The sequence below is a fragment of the Azovibrio sp. genome, from assembly GCF_049658005.1.
In the GTDB taxonomy this organism is placed as follows: domain Bacteria; phylum Pseudomonadota; class Gammaproteobacteria; order Burkholderiales; family Rhodocyclaceae; genus Azovibrio.
Genome location: NZ_JBASOH010000136.1, coordinates 1 through 18426, shown reverse-complemented (window position 1 = coordinate 18426; position 18426 = coordinate 1). Strand labels below are relative to the sequence as shown.

At 66.9% G+C, this 18426-nt stretch carries 19 protein-coding genes; 9 read left to right on the top strand and 10 right to left on the bottom strand.

What is annotated here, in order from left to right:
* Positions 1 to 23 precede the first annotated feature (23 nt).
* From WBH99_RS13510 to polA, 9 genes are all read right to left on the bottom strand, one after another.
* Positions 24 to 1619, bottom strand: coding sequence for a hypothetical protein (locus WBH99_RS13510; protein WP_424220617.1), 1596 nt, complete (start codon positions 1617 to 1619; stop codon positions 24 to 26).
* A gap of 164 nt (positions 1620 to 1783) precedes the next feature.
* Positions 1784 to 2746, bottom strand: a complete 963-nt coding sequence (thiL, locus tag WBH99_RS13505; protein ID WP_424220616.1) for a thiamine-phosphate kinase — start codon at positions 2744 to 2746, stop codon at positions 1784 to 1786.
* Between the two features lie 13 nt (positions 2747 to 2759).
* Positions 2760 to 3245: a transcription antitermination factor NusB gene (gene nusB, locus WBH99_RS13500; RefSeq protein ID WP_424220615.1), complete on the bottom strand. Its 486-nt coding sequence runs from the start codon at positions 3243 to 3245 to the stop codon at positions 2760 to 2762.
* A 13-nt stretch (positions 3246 to 3258) separates the two neighbouring features.
* The gene (gene ribH / locus WBH99_RS13495) at positions 3259 to 3747 is read right to left on the bottom strand and encodes a 6,7-dimethyl-8-ribityllumazine synthase (protein WP_424220614.1); all 489 of its coding nucleotides are present in this window, start codon (positions 3745 to 3747) and stop codon (positions 3259 to 3261) included.
* A 1-nt stretch (position 3748) separates the two neighbouring features.
* Complete coding sequence (ribBA, locus tag WBH99_RS13490; protein WP_424220613.1) at positions 3749 to 4870, bottom strand: bifunctional 3,4-dihydroxy-2-butanone-4-phosphate synthase/GTP cyclohydrolase II; 1122 nt, start codon at positions 4868 to 4870, stop codon at positions 3749 to 3751.
* Complete coding sequence (locus WBH99_RS13485) at positions 4870 to 5484, bottom strand: riboflavin synthase (protein ID WP_424220612.1); 615 nt, start codon at positions 5482 to 5484, stop codon at positions 4870 to 4872. Before WBH99_RS13485 ends, ribBA begins: the two co-directional genes overlap by 1 nt.
* Before the next feature lie 60 nt (positions 5485 to 5544).
* Positions 5545 to 7308 (bottom strand): protein-disulfide reductase DsbD, encoded by a 1764-nt coding sequence (locus WBH99_RS13480; protein ID WP_424220611.1) that lies wholly within the window; start codon positions 7306 to 7308, stop codon positions 5545 to 5547.
* Complete coding sequence (gene cutA / locus WBH99_RS13475) at positions 7293 to 7628, bottom strand: divalent-cation tolerance protein CutA (RefSeq protein WP_424220610.1); 336 nt, start codon at positions 7626 to 7628, stop codon at positions 7293 to 7295. Before cutA ends, WBH99_RS13480 begins: the two co-directional genes overlap by 16 nt.
* 69 nt (positions 7629 to 7697) lie before the next feature.
* A complete protein-coding gene (gene polA, locus WBH99_RS13470; RefSeq protein ID WP_424220609.1) occupies positions 7698 to 10466 on the bottom strand; it encodes a DNA polymerase I in 2769 nt (922 codons plus the stop codon).
* A gap of 9 nt (positions 10467 to 10475) precedes the next feature.
* Between polA and WBH99_RS13465 the strand changes: the two genes are divergently transcribed.
* From WBH99_RS13465 to WBH99_RS13455, 3 genes are read left to right on the top strand one after another with little or no spacing between them, the layout of a single operon-like run.
* Complete coding sequence (locus WBH99_RS13465) at positions 10476 to 11228, top strand: TIGR00730 family Rossman fold protein (RefSeq protein WP_424220608.1); 753 nt, start codon at positions 10476 to 10478, stop codon at positions 11226 to 11228.
* A gap of 30 nt (positions 11229 to 11258) precedes the next feature.
* Positions 11259 to 11597 carry a DUF2782 domain-containing protein gene (locus WBH99_RS13460; RefSeq protein WP_424220607.1) on the top strand — a complete coding sequence of 113 codons (339 nt, stop codon included), beginning with the start codon at positions 11259 to 11261 and terminating at the stop codon, positions 11595 to 11597.
* A 15-nt stretch (positions 11598 to 11612) separates the two neighbouring features.
* Positions 11613 to 12545 carry a homoserine kinase gene (locus WBH99_RS13455; protein WP_424220606.1) on the top strand — a complete coding sequence of 311 codons (933 nt, stop codon included), beginning with the start codon at positions 11613 to 11615 and terminating at the stop codon, positions 12543 to 12545.
* Between the two features lie 76 nt (positions 12546 to 12621).
* Here the strand turns inward: WBH99_RS13455 and cobU are convergent, their stop codons facing one another.
* On the bottom strand, positions 12622 to 13176 hold the full coding sequence (cobU, locus tag WBH99_RS13450; protein WP_424220605.1) for a bifunctional adenosylcobinamide kinase/adenosylcobinamide-phosphate guanylyltransferase: 555 nt from the start codon (positions 13174 to 13176) through the stop codon (positions 12622 to 12624).
* 74 nt (positions 13177 to 13250) lie between these two features.
* Between cobU and cobT the strand changes: the two genes are divergently transcribed.
* The 6 genes from cobT to WBH99_RS13420 all read left to right on the top strand — a co-directional run.
* Complete coding sequence (cobT, locus tag WBH99_RS13445; RefSeq protein ID WP_424220604.1) at positions 13251 to 14300, top strand: nicotinate-nucleotide--dimethylbenzimidazole phosphoribosyltransferase; 1050 nt, start codon at positions 13251 to 13253, stop codon at positions 14298 to 14300.
* Complete coding sequence (locus WBH99_RS13440) at positions 14297 to 15067, top strand: adenosylcobinamide-GDP ribazoletransferase (protein WP_424220603.1); 771 nt, start codon at positions 14297 to 14299, stop codon at positions 15065 to 15067. The genes cobT and WBH99_RS13440 overlap by 4 nt, the downstream gene beginning before the upstream one ends.
* Before the next feature lie 8 nt (positions 15068 to 15075).
* Entirely contained in the window at positions 15076 to 15612 is a 537-nt protein-coding gene (locus tag WBH99_RS13435; protein WP_424220602.1) for a histidine phosphatase family protein, read from the top strand.
* The gene (locus WBH99_RS13430; RefSeq protein ID WP_424220601.1) at positions 15609 to 16613 is read left to right on the top strand and encodes a glycosyltransferase family 9 protein; all 1005 of its coding nucleotides are present in this window, start codon (positions 15609 to 15611) and stop codon (positions 16611 to 16613) included. Before WBH99_RS13435 ends, WBH99_RS13430 begins: the two co-directional genes overlap by 4 nt.
* On the top strand, positions 16610 to 17740 hold the full coding sequence (rfaQ, locus tag WBH99_RS13425; protein ID WP_424220600.1) for a putative lipopolysaccharide heptosyltransferase III: 1131 nt from the start codon (positions 16610 to 16612) through the stop codon (positions 17738 to 17740). Before WBH99_RS13430 ends, rfaQ begins: the two co-directional genes overlap by 4 nt.
* A partial coding sequence (locus WBH99_RS13420) for a glycosyltransferase family 4 protein (RefSeq protein ID WP_424220599.1) occupies positions 17737 to 18426 on the top strand: 690 nt, incomplete at its 3' end. The genes rfaQ and WBH99_RS13420, both read left to right, overlap by 4 nt.

Sequence of the window (18426 nt, the reverse complement as noted above, 5' to 3'; positions counted from 1 at the left end):
CGTGAGGGCCTGAGCCCCCGGGTTCAGGCATCGATCGTGAAACTGACCCGGTCGAAATCCATACCCCGGTGCAGGAGGCTCTTGAGGGTCACCTTGTGGATTGCGCCGTCGCAGGACAGGGACATGCTGCGCTCGGGCCGGTACAGCCCGGAGGACAGGATCAGGGCGGGAGGGGCGTTGATGGCCTTGACGTCGGGCAGCATGAAGGCGCGCACATAGGGCTCGGCGTTGCCCTTGGCTGAGTCGTTGGGGCGCACGGCAACGGCCTTGGGTATGCCCGGCAGCACCGAGACGCCCAGGATCAGGCTGCCTTCACTGTTCTCCTGCATCAGCCAGCTGGCTTCGCCGAGCAGATAGCGTTCGCCATCATGGGGGAAGAGGGCCAGCAACTGGCCGTGGGCCATCTTCTGGCCGGCCATGGAGCGGCCCAGGCGGAAGCCGTTGGCTGAATGGTTGATGACTTCCCACTGATCCACGGGAAAATCCAGATTGGACTGGCGGATGTGCAGCGTCTGCTCCGGCTCCACCATGAAGCGGAAGGTGGCCATGTCCTCGAAATCCATGCGGGAATAGGTCCGGGCGGCTTCCGGCTGGCTGAAAACGGTACCGGAAATGGCCAGATGCATGGCCTCGAAACCGCAGCATACCTTGACCCGGCCACTGGTGGCATAGCGCCGGAAGCGGCGGGGAATCGAAGTCTGGGTCCAGGGACCGGAGAGCCGCTCCAGCAGCTTGCGGGCGTGATTGTTGGTTTCCTCGCCCAGGCCGAGCTGGGAAGGCAGCACCCGTTGCTTGAGCTGAGCCTGGATCTGGGCGATCTGGATGGCCAGGCGGGAAGTGTCCAGGCGCCGGGCGGAATCTGCCACCATGCCGTTGCTCGCCGGGTGCAGAGCCTTGTCCTGCATCAGGTCCACCACGAAGGGGGGAACTTCCAGATCCGAGTCCACGGGCAGCACCGCCACCAGGGGGGCCCAGAGGCTGGCCCAGCGCCGGATCAGGTTCTGGTCCCGGACACTGTGGCTGTAGGGACTGGCGATTTCAATCAGCAGCAGGGTGACATAGGCGGCAGCACAGTGGGTCGTGTGCTGCTCCCTTTCCAGCGGGTCCACCACCGGCTCCGTGGCCACGCCCAGTTCCTCGGCGGTTTCATAGTAGCCGTGCAGGTCCAGCCAGATGCCCCGGGGCAGTTCCTGGCGGGCCCGGTAATGTTCGTGGATGATGGCGCCGGTGTAGTGGATGTTGCGGTGCAGGATGCCGGCCAGGTAGGTGGCATAGTCGGGATCCCCGGGGTCCGCATGTATCCCCTGGGCACACTGGTTGTAGGCCCGTCCGATCTTGCGCCAGGTCTCCACCACCCTCATGAAACGGCTTTCTTCCAGCTCCTCCAGCGGCAGGGGTTTGTCATGGTAGCTGCGGGCGATTTCCTCGGCCACGAGGCTAAGGGGAGCCCGGATCTGTTCGAGAATCGCCAGATAGACATCGGAGCTGGGCGGTTGCGCCTTCATGGCATCGAGCATCTGATTGATCTGTTCCAGGGCGACGGATGGATTGGCCAAGGGAAACTGGGCGATCAGGCTGAGGCCGGTGTCGAGATCGGGGATGACGAAGGCGGGGGTCACGATGCTATTCCGGGGGGCAGGAGGGGACGGCGGTTGAATTGACTTCCGGGTCTGGCAGCCTTGCCCGGCGATGGATCAAGACAGCAGTCCGGCCGCTTGCAACCGGGCTAAAAGCGTGGATTCCGGCCTGGTAGCAGCGCGGCGTGAAGCATTTGCGCCGAAGCTCAATTGACGAAGTGCTCATAACCTTGTCTTTCGTGGGGAATCACCCGGCCGTCTGCGTCCATGAGCAGGACATCGCCCAGCGGCTTGGCCGCTACCATCCTGCCGATGCGCCACAGGGGAAGGTCCAGGTCGGCGGCGATGCAGCCCAGGGCCAGGCGCTGGCGGGAGGGGGCGGTAAAGCAGAGTTCGTAGTCATCACCGCCGGAAAGCAGGGCATCCATGGCGGCAACCCGGTCCACGCCTTCGGGCAGGAGGGGCAGCTGATCGAGGATGACCTGAGCTTGCAGCTTCGAGGCCCGGGCGATGTGGCCCAGGTCGGCGAGCAGGCCGTCGGAGATGTCGATGGCGGCGTGGGCCAGGGGGCGCAGGGCCTGGCCCAGCCGGACCCGGGGCCGGGGGGCCTGGAGGCGTTCGATGCACCGGGCCTGCCAGCGGGGCGGCAGTTCCAGGCCGCCTTGCAGATGCGTGAGGCCCAGCGCGGCCAGGCCGGGTTGGCCGGAGATCCAGATGTCGTCCCCGGCCTTGGCGCCGCTACGGCGCAGGGCTTGCCCGGCGGGGACTTCGCCGATGGCGGTGACACAGAGGTTGAGGGGCCCCCGGGTGGTGTCGCCACCGATCAGGTCCACGCCGAATTCGCGGGCGCAGGCATGAAACCCTCCGGCAAAGGCGGCCAGCCAGGCTTCCTCGGCGGCGGGCAGGCAGAGGGCCAGCAGCGCCCAGCGCGGCCGGGCGCCCATGGCGGCCAGGTCGGAGAGATTCACCGCGAGGGTCTTCCAGCCCAGGTCGTGGGGATCGGTGCCGGGCAGAAAGTGGGTGCCCTCCACCAGCAGGTCGGTGGTGAGGGCCAGATCCATGCCCGCAGCGGGCTGCACCAGGGCGCAGTCGTCGCCGGGGCCGAGTACGGCCTGCGGGGTGGCCCGGGCAAAGTAGCGGGCGATCAGGTCGAATTCACCCAGGGCCATGGGCGGGGAGGAATCAGGATTGCTTGCGCCGGGCTTCCACCTCGGCGCGGCGCAACTTGGCGGCCATCTTGTCGAGCACGCCGTTCACATAACGATGGCCGTCGGTGCCGCCGAAGACCTTGGTCAGTTCGATGGCTTCGTTGATGATGACCCGGTAGGGGGTTTCCGGGAAATGGGACAGCTCATAGGTGGCCATCAGCAGCACATTGGCCTCGATGGGGGACAACTCCGCGAAGGGGCGGTCCAGGGCGTCGGCCAGGTGGCCTGCGAGGGTTTCGTGCTGGCGCAGCACGCCGCGGATGAGGGTCAGGCAGAGGTTTGCATCGGCCTTCTTGTAGCCTTCCAGTTCGGGCAGGTGGGCTTCGATGGCGGCTTCGTCGGCACCGCCGACACGCCACTGATAGAGTCCCTGCAGCGCAAATTCCCGGGCCCGGCGGCGGGGGGATTTGGCGGGAGCCTTGGCAGCCGGGGTCGGGGTGGAGGTCTTTGGTTCGGTCATGGGGTTTCCTGGCTTAAATGCGGGTGCCGCGCTCGTCGATCGTATCGAGCAGCTTGGCCATTTCCACGGCCGCCTGGGCACAGTCGCTGCCTTTTTGCTGCATGCGGGCGATGGCCTGGTCGTCATCTTCGCAAGTGAGGATGCCGTTGGCAATGGGGACGCCGGTGTGCAGTTGCACTTCCATGATGGCGCGGCAGGAGTCGTTGGACACGACTTCGAAGTGATAGGTCTCGCCGCGGATCACGGCACCCAGGGCGATCAGGGCGTCGTACTTGCCGCTCTGGGCCAGGGTTTGCAGTGTCAAGGGGATTTCCAGGGCGCCGGGGACGGTGCAAATGCTCATGTCGCCATCGGCAACGCCCAGCCGCTTCAGTTCGGCCACGGCGGCAGAAAGCAGGCCTTCGCAGACATCCTGGTTGAAACGGCTCATGACGATGCCGATGGTGAGGCCGTTGCCATCCAGGTTTTCCGGGTATTCATAAACATTATCGAAACGGGGCATGTCAGTTCAACTCCTCGGGGGATGCGACGAAACCGGTCACTTCCAGAGAGAAGCCGGTCATGGAAGGCATTTTGCGCGGGCTGGACAAGAGGCGCATGCGGGTCACGCCCAGGTCGCGCAGGATCTGGGCGCCGATGCCGTGGGTGCGCGGGTCCCACTTCGGATTGCGCTTCTGGCTGCCGGGTTCGGCGGTCAGGCGGGCCAGAATTTCAGAGCTGCCTTCGGGGCGGTGCATCAGCACGATGACGCCGTGGCCGTTTCGGGCGATGGCGGCCTCGGCCTGATCGATGCTGAAGGACGCCGGGCGGCTGGCCGGGTCGATGAAATCGAGCACGGACAAGGGTTCATGGACCCGCACCAGGGTTTCGCCGCCGGCAGGAATCACGCCCTTCACCAGGGCCAGGTGGGAAGCGCCGGTGGCCCGGTCCACATAGGCGTGCAGGGTGAATTCCCCGTGCGGGGTCTGCACCCGCTTCGAGGTGACCCGTTCCACCAGGGTCTCGGAACTGGCGCGGTAATGGATCAAGTCGGCGATGGTGCCCACCTTGAGGCCGTGTTCCCGGGCAAATTCGATCAGGTCCGGCAGACGGGCCATGGTGCCGTCTTCCTTGAGGATTTCGCAGATCACCGAGGAGGGTTCCAGGCCGGCCAGCCGGGCCAGGTCGCAACCGGCTTCGGTATGGCCGGCGCGCACCAGCACGCCGCCTTCCCGGGCGGTGATGGGGAAGATGTGGCCGGGCTGAACGATGTCGTCGGGGCGGGCATTCCTGGCCACGGCGGCCTGCACGGTGCGGGCCCGGTCCTGGGCGGAAATGCCGGTGGTGACCCCTTCGGCGGCCTCGATGGAAACCGTGAAGGCGGTACTGTAGGCGGCCTTGTTGTCGCGCGCCATCTGGGCCAGGCCCAGTTGCTTGGCCCGCTCTTCGGTAATGGTCAGACAGATCAGGCCACGGCCGAACCTGGCCATGAAGTTGATGGCTTCGGGGCTCACATGTTCGGCGGCCAGGACCAGGTCGCCTTCGTTTTCCCGGTCTTCCTCATCGACCAGGATCACCATGCGGCCAGCCTTGAACTCGGCGATGATTTCCTCGGTGGAGGCGATGGCGGAGTGGGTGGGGGACATCAGGCGTTTTCCTCGTTTTCTTTTTCCCAGGCCAGCATCCGCTCGACATAACGGGCAATCAGGTCGATTTCCAGGTTCACCCGGCTGCCCGGCTCGAGGTGCTTCAGGGTCGTCACTTCCAGCGTGTGGGGAATCAGGTTGATGGTGAACACGTCGCCAGCGACGGTGTTGGTGGTGAGGCTGCAGCCATCCACGGTCACCGAACCCTTCCGGGCGATGTACCTGGAGATGGCGTGGGGGGCGCGGATCTCCAGCAGGCGGTTGTCGCCCACCGCGTCAAAGCGCTGCACTTCACCGACGCCATCGACATGGCCGGAGACGAGATGGCCGCCCAGGCGGTCATTGAGGCACAGGGCCTTCTCCAGATTCACCTCGCCGGGCTGGGCCAGGCCCACGGTGCAAGACAGGGTCTCGGGGGAGACATCGACGCAGTACCTGCTGTTGTCGGCAGCCTTGTCCACCACGGTGAGGCAGACGCCGGCGTGGGCGATGGAGTCGCCCAGGGCCACATCGGAGAGGTCCAGGGTGCCCGCTTCGACGGTGAGGCGAAAGCCCGCTGCACGGGGCGTCAACTGGGTAATGCGGCCCACGGCCGCGACAATTCCGGAGAACATGATCAGGAGGGTTTCTGGAGGCTTGACGAGGGCGGGAATTTTAGCACGCCGGCCCGGACCTCAGCGGGCCAGGGCCTGATCGAGCTCCCGGGCGAAGGCGCTGGCGTCCTGGAAACCCACCACCCGCAGATCGGGGATTTCCCGGCCGGCGGGGTCGAAGAAGAGGATGCCGGGCGGGCCGAACAGTTTGAAATGCTGGAGCAGGGCCTTGTCCGCCGCGCTGTTGGCGGTCACGTCCGCCTGGAGCAGCAAGAAGCGGCCCAGGCGCGCCTGCACCGCCGGGTCGCTGAAGGTGAAACGCTCCATTTCCTTGCAGGAGACGCACCAGTCGGCATAGAAGTCGAGCAGTACCGGCTTGCCAGCGTTTTGCAGCCGGGCCTCCAGGGCCGCCAGTGAAGCCACCCGCTCGAAGGGTAGATGGGTTTCGCCCGCCCGGGCTTCGCTCTTGAACACGGCCAGGGGCTGCAGGGGATCGCGGCCACCGGCCAGGGCCCCCAGCAGCAGGGCGGCACCGCTCAGCAGCATGATGATCCCGATGCCTTTCCAGAAGTGCATCCAGCCCCTGGCGTGGGGCGGCAGCGGGTCCAGGGCGTGCAGGTAGATGGCGGGGATGATCAGCAGCACGGCATAGGCCAGCATCTGGGCGGCCGGGGGAATCACCGGCGACACCAGCCAGACCGCGGTCGCCAGCAGCGCCACCCCGAAACCCTTCTTCACCCCTTCCAGCCAGGGACCGGAACGGGGTAGCAGGGTGCCGGCGGAAAGGCCGACCAGCAGCAGCGGTACGCCCATGCCCAGGGCCATGGCGAACAAGGCGGCGCCGCCGAGCACCGCATCGCCGGTCTGGCCGATGTAGAGCAGGGCGCCGGCCAGGGGAGCGGCGACGCAGGGGCCGACGATCAGGGCCGAGAGCGCCCCCATGAGAAACACGGTGATACCCCGTCCGCCCTGGAGGTGGCCCGATTCCTCCGAGAGCTTGCTCTGCAGGCTGGGGGGTAGTTGCAGCTCGTAGAAGCCGAACATGGAGAGGGAAAGCAGCACGAACACGGCGGCGAAGGCGGTGAGCACCCAGACATTCTGCAGGGCGGCGGAGAACAAGGTGCCGGTCAGGCCGGCAGCGACGCCCACGGCGGTGTAGGTCAGGGCCATGCCCAGCACATAGACGAGCGATAGGGCGAAGGCCCGGCCCCGGCCGGCGTGCCGGTCCTGGCCGGCGATGATGCCCGAGAGGATGGGGATCATCGGGAACACGCAGGGCGTGAAGGCGAGCCCCAGGCCGGCGATGAAAAAGATCAGCAGATTGGTCCAGAAACCCGATTTGCCCAGGGTGGCGGCGACCAGGCCGCTTTCATCGCCGCTGCCGCTCGTGCTGATGGGGAGGGCCGGCGGCACACTGCCTGCGGCGGGCAGTTCCACCGCCAGGGTCCGGGTCTGGGGCGGATAGCAGATCCCCGCTTCGGCACAGCCCTGGGAGGTGACCTGGAGGGAGAACGCCAGGGGACCGGCGTCGTTGCGCTCGACCGGCAGGCGGATCCGCGCCGAGTGGTAGAACACTTCCACCTTGCCGAAGGTTTCGTCCTGCTTTTCCTTGCCGGGTGGCAAGGCGGGAACGCCCAGGCTGAGGTCAGCGCTGGCAAAGCGGATTTTGTCCCGGTACAGATAGTAGCCTGGCGCAATTTCGAAGCGCACCTCCAGGGTCCGGTCGTCCAGGGCCCGGACGCTGGGCCGGAAGGCTGCCTGGGGGTCGAGGAATTCCTGGGCTTCCAGGGGGGCGGCGCCGAGCAGGGCGGCCAGCCAGGCGAAAAGAATCAGCAAACGGCCCATGGGCCCTCCGTTTCCTTGCCGACCCAGTCGAGGTAGGCGGGCAGGCCGCCGCCGACGGGGAAGCTGATGATTTCCGGCAATTCGTAGGGGTGCTGGGTCCGGATTGCCGCTTCAAGTTCCGGGTAACGCCCGGCCTGGGTCTTGATCAACAGGGGAATTTCCGTGGCCTGTTCCACCGCGCCCCGCCAGCGGTAAACCGAGTGGCAGGGCGCGAGGATATTGACGCAGGCCGCCAGGCCGTTTTCCACCAGGGAGGTGGCCAGACGCCTGGCACTGGCGGGGTCCGGCAAGTGGGTGATGACAAGGATGATGGCAGACATGGCGCCATTTTAACGGTCATTCGCCAGGCCGGGTGCCTTGAGCCGCGCATTCCGGTTCCGCCCGGGGTCTCAGTGGGCGGCGTCCCAGTCCGGTCCCACCCCGACTTCCACCAGCAGCGGCACTTGCAACTGGCCGACGCTGGCCATCAGGGCGGGCAGGTGCTGGCGCACGGTCATCAGTTCGGCATCGGGCACTTCCAGCACCAGTTCGTCGTGCACCTGCAGCACGAGGCGGCTTTGCCGCTGCTCTGCTTCGAGCCAGTTCTCCACTGCCACCATGGCGAGCTTGATCAGGTCGGCGGCGGTGCCCTGCATGGGGGCATTGATCGCGGCCCGCTCGGCGCCCTGGCGCCGGCTGGCGTTGCTGCTCCGGATTTCCGGCAAGATCAGGCGGCGGCCGAACACGGTTTCCACATAGCCCTGCCGGCGCGCCCGTTCCCGGGTTTCCTCCATGTAGCGGGCGACGCCGGGGTAGCGCGCGAAATAGCGTTCGATGTAGGTCTGGGCGGCGCTGCGTTCGAGGCCCAGGTTGCGGGCCAGGCCAAAGGCGCTCATGCCGTAGATCAGGCCGAAGTTGATGGTCTTGGCCACCCGGCGCTGGTCCGGCCCCACCTCCTGCGGGGAAACCCCGAAGATTTCCGCCGCCGTGGCGCGGTGCACGTCCTCGCCCCGGGCGAAGGCATCGAGGAGGCGCGCATCGCCGGAGAGATGCGCCATGATCCTCAGTTCCACCTGGGAATAGTCGGCAGAGACGATGCTGCAGCCTGGCGGCGCCACGAAGGCGGCGCGGATACGCCGGCCTTCCTCGGTGCGCACCGGGATGTTCTGCAAGTTGGGATCGCTCGAAGCGAGCCGGCCGGTCACCGCCGTGGCCTGGGAAAAATGGGTGTGCACCCGGCCGGTGGCCGGATTCACCATGCGCGGCAGCTTGTCGGTGTAGGTGCTTTTGAGTTTCGAGAGGCTGCGGTGTTCGAGCAGCAGCTTGGGGAGCGGATAATCGAGGGCGAGTTCGCTCAGCACCTCCTCATCGGTGGAAGGCGCCCCCCCCGGTGTCTTCTTCTTCACCGGCAGCCCCAGCTTTTCGAACAGGATTTCCGCCAGCTGCTTGGGCGAACCCAGGTTGAAAGGCTGGCCGGCGAGTTCATGGGCGCGCTGCTCGAAGGCGAGGATCTTCTGGCCCAGTTCGTGGCTCTGCTTTTGCAGCAGGCCGGCGTCGATCAGGATGCCGGTGCGCTCCATTTTGAACAGCACTTCCCGGACCGGCATCTCGATTTCCCCATAGACCCGGGCCAGGCCGGGTTCGGCACAAAGCCGCGGGTACAGGGTCTGGTGCAGGCGCAGGGTGATGTCGGCATCCTCGGCGGCATATTCGGCGGCCTGCGGCACGGCGACCTGCTCGAAGCCGATCTGCTTGGCGCCCTTGCCGCACAGCGTCGTGTAGGACAGGGTGGCCAGGCCGAGGTGGCGGCTGGCGAGCTGTTCCAGGTCGTGGCCCTTGTCCGACTCCAGCACATAGGACTGGAGCAGGGTGTCGTGAGCGACGCCGGCCAGCGCGATGCCGTGGTTGGCAAAGACATGCTGATCGTACTTGAGGTTCTGGCCCAGCTTCGGGTGCCGGGCGGATTCGAGCCAGGGCTTGAGCCTGGCGAGCACTTCCTCCAAGGGAAGCTGCTGCGGCTTGTCCGGCCCCTTGTGGCCGAGCGGAATGTAGCAGGCGATGCCCGGCTCGGTGGCCAGGGAAATGCCGACGAGGCGGGCGGCAAAGGGGTCGAGGCTGGAGGTTTCCGTATCCACGGCAGTCAGGGCGGCGTGCTGGATGCGGGCCAGCCAGGCATCGAACGCGGCCCAGTCGAGCACGGTTTCGTAAGCGGCCCGGTGGGCGCCAGCGGCCACGGCTTCCAGCGGCAGGGCCGGGCTGGTGCTGGCGCTGGCGCTGGTGGCGGTGCTGGTGCTGGTGCTGGTGCTGGTGCTGGAAGCCGTGGCCGGGGCGGCGCTCCCTTCCAGCTCCCGGCTCCAGGTGCGGAATTCAAAGCGATCATAGAGCGCTTTCAGGGTTTCCAGATCCGGCTTCCGGGGCGCCAGCTCCTCGGGGTCCGGCAGATGGGGGAGGTCGCAATTGACGGTCACCAGTTTTTTGCCCAGGGGCAGGAAGTGCAGGTGGTCGCGCAGGTTTTGCCCCACCACGCCACCGATTTCAGCGGCGTGAGCGATGATTTCGTCCAGGCTGCCATACTGGGCCAGCCACTTGACGGCGGTCTTGGGGCCGCACTTGGGCACGCCCGGGATGTTGTCCACCGTATCGCCCACCAGGGTCAGGTAGTCCACGATGCGGCTGGGCGGCACGCCAAACTTGGCCAGCACCCCGGCTTCGTCGAGGATTTCCTCGGTCATGGTGTTGACGAGCCGCACCGAGGGGCTGACCAGCTGGGCCAGGTCCTTGTCGCCGGTGGAGATCACCGTTTCCAGCCCCGCCGCGGTGGCCCGGCGAGAAAGGGTGCCGATCACGTCGTCGGCTTCCACCCCGTCCATCATCAACAGCGGCCAGCCAGCGGCCTGGATGGCCGCATGGATGGGCGGGATCTGCCGGACCAGGTCCTCGGGCATGGGCGGGCGGTGGGCCTTGTAGTCCGGATACCAGTCGTCGCGGAAGGTTTTACCCTTGGCATCGAAGACCACGGCCTTGTAGTCCGCCTTGAAGTCGCTTTCCAGCCGGCGTAGCATGGCAAGCACCCCTTTCATGGCGCCGGTGGGATATCCTTCCCGGTTTCTCAGGTCCGGCAGGGCGTGAAAAGCACGATATAAATAGGACGAGCCGTCCACCAATAAGAGCAAGGCCATAGGAAACCGATGTACAAGAGTGAAAAATTGCCCCGGATGATGGACCCGGAGATCCCCCGGACGTTGGACCCGGAGATCAAGACCCCGGCCTTTTCGGCGCAGGAATCCTGGCGGATCTTCGGCATTATGTCAGAGTTCGTGGAGGCCACTGAGCGCCTGCACCCCATCCGGCCGGCGGTTTCGATCTTCGGCAGCGCCCGCATTCCTCCCGGGCATCCCTATTACGATCTGGCCGAGTGCATTGCCAGGAAGCTCTCCGATGCGGGCTTTTCCGTCATCTCCGGCGGCGGTCCCGGCATCATGGAAGCGGCCAACAAGGGCGCCTTCCATGGCCGCTCGCCTTCCGTCGGCCTGAACATCCAGCTGCCGCACGAGCAGAAGAACAATCCCTACCAGGATATTTCCCAGACCTTCCGCCACTTCTTCGCCCGCAAGTACATGTTCGTGCGCTTCGCCAGCGCCTATGTGGTGATGCCGGGTGGCTTCGGCACCCTGGACGAACTCCTGGAAGCCCTGACCCTGATCCAGACCAGCAAGAGTCGCAAGATACCGATCATTCTGGTGGGCACGGCCTTCTGGCAGGGACTGGTGGACTGGCTCAAGGAGCGGCTGGTGAGCGAAGGCCTGATCAATCCGGAAGACCTGGACCTGATGCAGTTCATTGACGCGCCGGACCAGATCGTCGAAGCCATTTTCAAACATTACGAATCCCAGGGCTTCATGCCGCTCCCGACCGAGCGGGACATGATGCTCAACCTGTAATAGAATCCGCCGCCTGTCTAGAGGAACCCTATGCGCCGCCTGCTTCTTTCCCTGCTGATCGCAGCTCCCGCCGCCTGGGCCCAGGCGGATCGTCCTGCCGACCTGGAACCCCTGCCCGCCGTGCCGCCGCCGCCGCCCGACATGCAGCCCTTCGACGAAGCCCTGGAACCCCAGGTGACCATCCGCAAGGAGGAGCGTGGCACGGTCCAGGAGTTCCGCATCCATGGCAAGCTGTACATGGTGAAGATCGTTCCGGAAGTGGGCGAGCCCTATTACCTGGTGGACAATGACGGTGACGGCACTCTGGAAAGCCGTAGTTCCGCCGTCTCCGGGGTCAGGGTGCCGATGTGGGTGATCGGCACCTTCTGAATCTGCCTCAGCCTCATGTCGGTGTACACCCCCGTCAGCCGGGCGGAACTGGAAGCCTGGCTGAGTGATTTTGCGGTGGGCCGCCTGCTGGATTACCAGGGCATCAGCGCCGGCATCGAGAATTCCAACTACTTCGTCGAAACCAGCGCCGGACGCTTCGTCCTGACCCTGTTCGAAGCCCTGCAAGCCGGCCCCCTGCAGTTTTATCTCGACCTGCAGGCTCAGTTGGCGGCAAGCGGTTTTCCCTGCCCCCGCCCCAGATGCAGTCGTGCTGGCGCCTTGCAGCGGCCCCTGGCCGGCAAACCTGCCGCCCTGTTCAGCCGCTTGCCCGGTACGCCCGTCGAGCTTGCCTCGGCAGAGCAATGCCGCGAAATCGGCCGCCAACTGGCCCGTTTCCACACGCTGACCCGGAACCTGCCCGACTGCCCGCCCCACAGCCGCGACTTGAACTGGCGCCGCCATTCAGCCGCTCGCCTGGGAGCCCACCTCGAACCTGCCGCCCAAACCCTGCTGGCCCGGGCCCTGGCGGTCGATGCCGCCCTGCCCTGGGCGCAACTGGAAAGCGGGCTGATTCATGCCGACCTGTTCCGCGACAATGTGTTGTGGGATGGCGAATGTCTGGGCGGCATCCTGGATTTTTACTTCGCGGGCGTGGATGCCCTGATTTTCGATCTGGCCGTGAGCGCTAACGACTGGTGCCGGGATGCCGCCCGGCGGCCGGATCAAGCCAGGCTGCAAGCCCTGCTGCAAGGCTATGCCGCCGAACGCCCCCTCGGCCCCCTGGAAAAAAGCGCCTGGCCGGGCATGTTGGTCGTTGCCGCCCTGCGTTTCTGGCTGTCCCGCCTGGAAGTGGCCGTGGCACCGCGCAGCGGCGCCATCGTCACCGCCAAGGACCCGGAAGATTTCCGGCAGTTGCTGGCCTGGCGCCTGCAACATCTGGAGGCTTAGTCGCCCCGCCGGCGGGATCGGGATCAAGCGGTGCCGCCAGGCCGGGTCGTTTGCGCAAGGCTGGCGCCGATGGCAACTATTTCAGCCGCAACGCCAGCCCGGCCGCCACCAGGGTCACCCGTTCGCACACCGCCGCCACCTGCTGATTGAGACGCCCCTGTTCATCGGCAAAGGCCCGGGATAGCCGCTCCATGGGCACGATGCCCCAGCCCACCTCGTTGGACACCAGAATGATGCGGCCCGGCAGACGCGCCAGGACCTCCAGCAAAGCCTGGATTTCTCCCCGGAGCAGCGGGCAGGCCAGCGCCTCGCCCGCTTCGGCCTGCAACCCCGCCTGGCCGGCAAAGAACAGATTGGTGAGCCACAGGGTCAGGCAATCCACTAGCAGGCAGGTTGCCGGTGTCGCCTGGGCTTCCAGCGCCCGGGCCAGGTGCAGGGTTTCTTCCAGGGTCAGCCAGTGGGCTGGCCGTCGTTGCCGGTGGTGCGCCACCCGGCGGACCATTTCGCCGTCACCGGCCTGGGCCGTGGCCAGGTAAATCACCTGGTAGCCCTGGGCTTCGGCCTGCAGGGCCAGTCGTTCCGCGTGGGCGCTCTTGCCCGAGCGGGCACCGCCGATGATGAGTTCTGCCATGGTGAAGATCAGGAAAGCCGGTTTCGGGAGCCGTATAATGCCGCGTTTCCTTTCGTTTGGGTCCTCCCTGCGCCATGGTGCCCCCCTTCCAGATTTACCCTCCCGATCCGGCCCTGAAGCCGCTCCTGCAGCAAAAGATCGACCAGAAGACCAAGCCCCTGGGGGCGCTGGGACGACTGGAAGCCCTGGCCTTGCAGGCCGGATGGGTGCAGCAAAGCCTGACTCCGGTCTTGCAGGCGCCCCACATGCTGGTCTTCGCCGGCGATCACGGCGCCGCCCGGGCCGGGGTTTCCGCCTATCCCCAGGACGTGACCTGGCAGATGGTGGAAAATTTTCTCGCCGGAGGCGCCGCCATCAATGTTTTTTGCCGCACCAACGGCCTGGCCCTGTCGGTGGTGGATGCGGGCGTTGCCCACGACTTTGCGCCCCGTGCCGGCCTGGTGCAAGCCAAGGTCGCCGCGGGCACCGCCAACTTCATCGCAACCGCCGCCATGAGTCCGGAACAGCGGGATACCGCCCTCGAACGCGGCGCCGAGATGGCCCGGGCCCTGGTCACCAAGGGCTGCAATGTGCTGGGCTTTGGCGAAATGGGCATTGGCAATACCGCCGCCGCCGCCCTGCTCGCCCATGTCCTGACCGGGGTTCCCCTGAGCGATTGCGTCGGCCGGGGCACGGGGCTGGACGATGCGGGCCTGGGCCGCAAGCGGCAACTGCTGATCCAGGCCGCCGCCCGGGCCGGCTTGCCGGCCGGTAGCGCCGAGCCCCTGACGGCGCTGGCCGAGTTCGGCGGTTTCGAAATCGCCATGATGGCCGGCGCCATGCTGGCCGGCGCCGAGGCCGGGGCGTTGCTCTTGATCGACGGCTTCATCGTCAGTGCCGCTGCCCTGGTGGCCGCCCGCCTGCACCCGGCCCTGGTGGATTACTGCGTCTTTGGCCACCGCTCCGCCGAACCCGGCCATGCGGCCGTGCTTGCCGCCCTGGATGCGCAACCCCTGCTGGACCTGGGCCTGCGCCTGGGTGAAGGTACCGGCGCCGCCCTGGCCTATCCCCTGCTGCAGGCCGCCGTGGCTTTCCTCAACGACATGGCCAGTTTCGAATCGGCTGGCGTGGCTGAAAAATCATGAATCCCCTTGTCCGCCAGGAACTGGAATACTTTTTCGGCGCCCTGCGCTTTTTCACCCGCCTGCCGGTGCCGGACTGGGTGGGGCATGGCGCCGGGCAACTGAGCCGGGCCTCGCGCTACTTCCCTGCGGTGGGCCTGCTGGTGGGGCTGATCGGCGGCCTGGTGTGGCTCATCGCCAGCCTGTTCTGGCCCAAGACCCTCGCCATCCTGCTGGCGATTTCCGCCACGGTCTGGGCGACGGGCGCCTTCCACGAAGATGGCCTTTCGGACATGACCGACGGTTTTGGCAGCGGCAGGGAGAAGAGCCACATCCTGGAAATCATGAAGGATTCCCGGGTCGGCAGTTTCGGGGTGGTGGTGCTGGTGCTGACGCTGCTGGGCCGTCTCATGGCGTTGGTGGAGTTGCCGGATACCTGGGTGTTCATGGCTTTCGTGGCAGGCCATGCCGTCTCCCGCTTCTGTGCCGCCGCGCTGATGTTTGCCATGGACTATGTGCGTGAAGATGCAGATGCCAAGTCCAGACCTCTGGCCAGCCGCATCTCCCCGCTGGAGCTGGACATTGCCGGGGGCACGGCCCTGCTGCCCTGCCTGCTGCTGCCGTTCTGGAGCCTGCCCATGGCGCTGCTGCTGGCAGGGGCGGTGACCTGGAGTCTGGCCCGCTTTTACAAACGCTGGATCGGCGGCTACACGGGGGACTGCCTCGGCGCCGTGCAGCAAGCGGCAGAACTGGCTTTCTACCTGGGCCTGCTGGCCCGCCTGCCAGGCTGATCGCGGCGATGCAGCTATTTCTGGTCCGGCATCCCAGACCCCGGCTTGCCCCGGGCATCTGCTACGGCCGCCTCGACCTGGAACTCGCCGAACCCGCGTCCCAGGCTGCCGCCCGGCTCGCGCCCCGGCTTCCCCCGGAAATTCCCTTGTGGACCAGCCCGGCGCGCCGCTGCCGCGAACTGGCCGAAGCCCTGCACCCCGCTCCCCGGATGGATGCCCGCCTGTGGGAAATGCATTTTGGCGACTGGGAAGGGCGGAGCTGGAATGACATCGGTCCTGCGGCCCTGGCGCAATGGGCCGCCGACCCGGCCGGCTTTGTGCCCCCGGGGGGCGAATCGGGCTATCAGGTCTTGCACCGCGCCCTGGATTTCGTCCGCGAACTCCAGCGCCGGGGCCACGCCAGCGCCGTGCTGATCGTCCACGCCGGCATCCTGCGCGCCCTGCTGGCGTACCAGCAGAAGCTGCCCGGGCGGCGCTGGCTGGAATTGCGCTTTGACTACGAACAAGTGCTGTCCCTGCACTTTAGCGGTCCCTCCTGCCCATGAAAATCCTCGTCATCCGCCGCGACAATATCGGCGATCTGGTGTGCACCACGCCCATGCTCTCCGCCTTGCGCCAGCACTTTCCCCAGGCCTGGATCGGCATCCTCGTCAACGCTTACAACGCCGAAGTGCTGTATGGCAATCCCGACCTCGATGAAGTGTTCGTCTATCGCAAGGCCAAACACCGGGCGGCCGGCAGCAGCAAGTGGCGCATCTGGCTGGAAACGGCGCGGCTCATGCTGCGCCTGCGCCGGCGCGGCATCGACCTGGCGATCGTGGCTTCCCCGGGCGGCGAGCGTTACGCCCGCATGGTGGGCGCCCGGCGGATCATCCGTGACAAACCCGGTCAGCCGGCCCATGAAGTGGAGCGCTGCTGTGCCTTGCTGGCCCCCCTGGGTCTGCCGCTGGCGCCCGGCCCCCTGACGCCCGGCCCCCTGACGCTGCGGCCCCAACCCCGGGTCGTGCAGCGTCTCCAGCTAGCATGGGCCGCATTTCCCGGCGCGCCCGGCCCCGTGCTGGGGGTTCATGTTTCGTCGCGCAAGGCGACCCAACGCTGGCCGGCCGAAGCGTTTGCCGAACTCATCCGCCGCGTGCTGGAATCCGGCCAGATTGGGCGGGTGCTGCTGTTCTGGTCCCCCGGCGCAGCGCACCATCCTTTGCATCCGGGCGATGATGAAAAGGCCGCCGCCATCCTGGCCGCTTGTGCCGGTCTGCCCGTGCTGCCCGTCGTCACGGGCGCACTGGCCGAGCTGGTGGCCGGTCTCTCGCTTGCCGACCTGGTGTTCTGCAGCGACGGCGGCGCCATGCACATTGCCGCCGGGCTGGGCAAACCCATCGTCTGCATGTTCGGGGATTCCCCTCCGGCCCAGTGGCATCCCTGGGGCGTTCCCCATGTCGTACTGCAAACCCCGGCCCGGGTGGTCAGCGCCATCACCGTGCCGGAGGCGCAGCAGGCCATCACCCAGTTGCTCCCCCTGGCCGGGCGGGCAGGCTCCCAACCATGACGCCCATGACGCCCATGACGCCCATGATTCCCGACCCCATTGCCCTGCAGCACATCCGCCGGGTGCTGGTCATCAAGCTACGCCACCACGGTGACGTGCTGCTTGCTTCCCCCGTGTTTTCGGCCCTGGCCCGGGCCCTGCCCGAGGCGCAGGTCGATGCCCTGGTTTATGAGGACACGCGCGAGATGCTCAGCCTGCATCCGGCCATCCATCGAGTGCTGGGGGTGGGGCGCAACTGGAAGAGGCTGGGGCTGGGCGCCCGGCTCCGGGAGGAATGGCGCCTGCTCGAGACGCTGCGGGCCGGTCGTTACGAGCTGATCGTGCACCTCACCGAGCATTGGCGCGGCGCCTGGCTATGCCGGCTGCTCCAGCCCCGCTGGTCGGTGGGCCCGGCCATGAGCCAGCGGGGCAAGCGCTGGAAGAAGTCCTTCAGCCATCGTTACGATCACCCCAGGAATGCCTTGCGGCATGTGGTCGAAGCCAATCTCGACGCCCTGCGCCGCATCGGCATCCAGCCGGGGCCGGCGGAGCGCAGCCTCAGCCTGGTGGCCGGCGAGGCGGCGACGCAGCGTATCGCTGACTGGCTGAGCCAGGAGGGGCTGGCGGACCGGGATTTCATTCATGTTCATCCCGCCTCGCGCTGGTTCTTCAAGTGCTGGAGCGCGGCGGGCATGGCGGCGCTGATTGCCCGGCTGCAAGCCGGGGGCTGGCCGGTCGTCATGACCGCCGCGCCGGACCCGGCGGAACTGGCGCTGGTAGAGGCCATCCAGGCGGCGCTGCGGCAACAGGGCGCCAAACCCAGCCACACCCTGGCGGGCCAGCTCTCCCTCAAGGAACTGGCGGCCCTCACCGCCCGGGCCCGGCTCTTCGTGGGGGTGGACTCCGCCCCGATGCACATGGCCGCCGCGATGGGCACTCCGGTCGTGGCGCTGTTCGGCCCTTCCGGTGACCGTCAATGGGGGCCCTGGGGGGTGCCGATGCGGGTCGTCAGCAGCACCCGCCATCCCTGCCGCCCCTGTGGCATCGATGGGTGCGGCGGCGGCAAGGTAAGCGACTGCCTGATCAGCCTCGGCGTCGATCAGGTCTGGCAGGCGGTGGCTGAACTGCTGGCCGAAACCCGCCGATGAAGCTGGCCCTCATCCGCCAGCGCTACAACCCCTATGGCGGCGCCGAACGGTTTGTGGAACGGGCCCTGGCGGCCCTGGTCGCCGAGGGGGTGGAGGTGGACCTCATCACCCGCAACTGGGAGGGGGCGCCCGCCGCTGGCTTTCGCCAGATTACCTGCGACCCGCCCTATTCCCGCCTTCTGGGCGGACGGGCCGCCCGGGATCGCAGCTTTGCCGAAGCCGCCCAGGCCCTGATGGCCCAGGGAGGTTATCAGATCACCCAGTCCCACGAACGCATTCCCGGCTGCATGATCTTCCGGGCCGGGGATGGCGTCCATGCCGCCTGGCTGGAGCATCGGGCCCGTCAACTGACGGCTCCGGCCCGCCTGGCCCAGCGGCTTTCCCCTTATCACCGCTATGTGCTGGGGGCGGAGCGGGACATGCTCGAACACCCCGCCCTCGCGCAGGTCATCTGCAATTCCCGCCTGGTGGCGCAGGAGTTGCAGGACTACTACGGCCTGCCCGCCGCCAGGATCGCGCTGATCTACAACGGCGTCGATACCGCCCACTTTCATCCCGACCGGGCCGCCGCCCGGCGCGCCGCGCAGCGGGCCAGGCTGGGGCTGGACCGCCACACCCCGTTGCTGCTCTTGGTCGGCAGCGGCTTCGAGCGCAAGGGCGTTCCCGCGCTGCTCCAGGCCATGGTC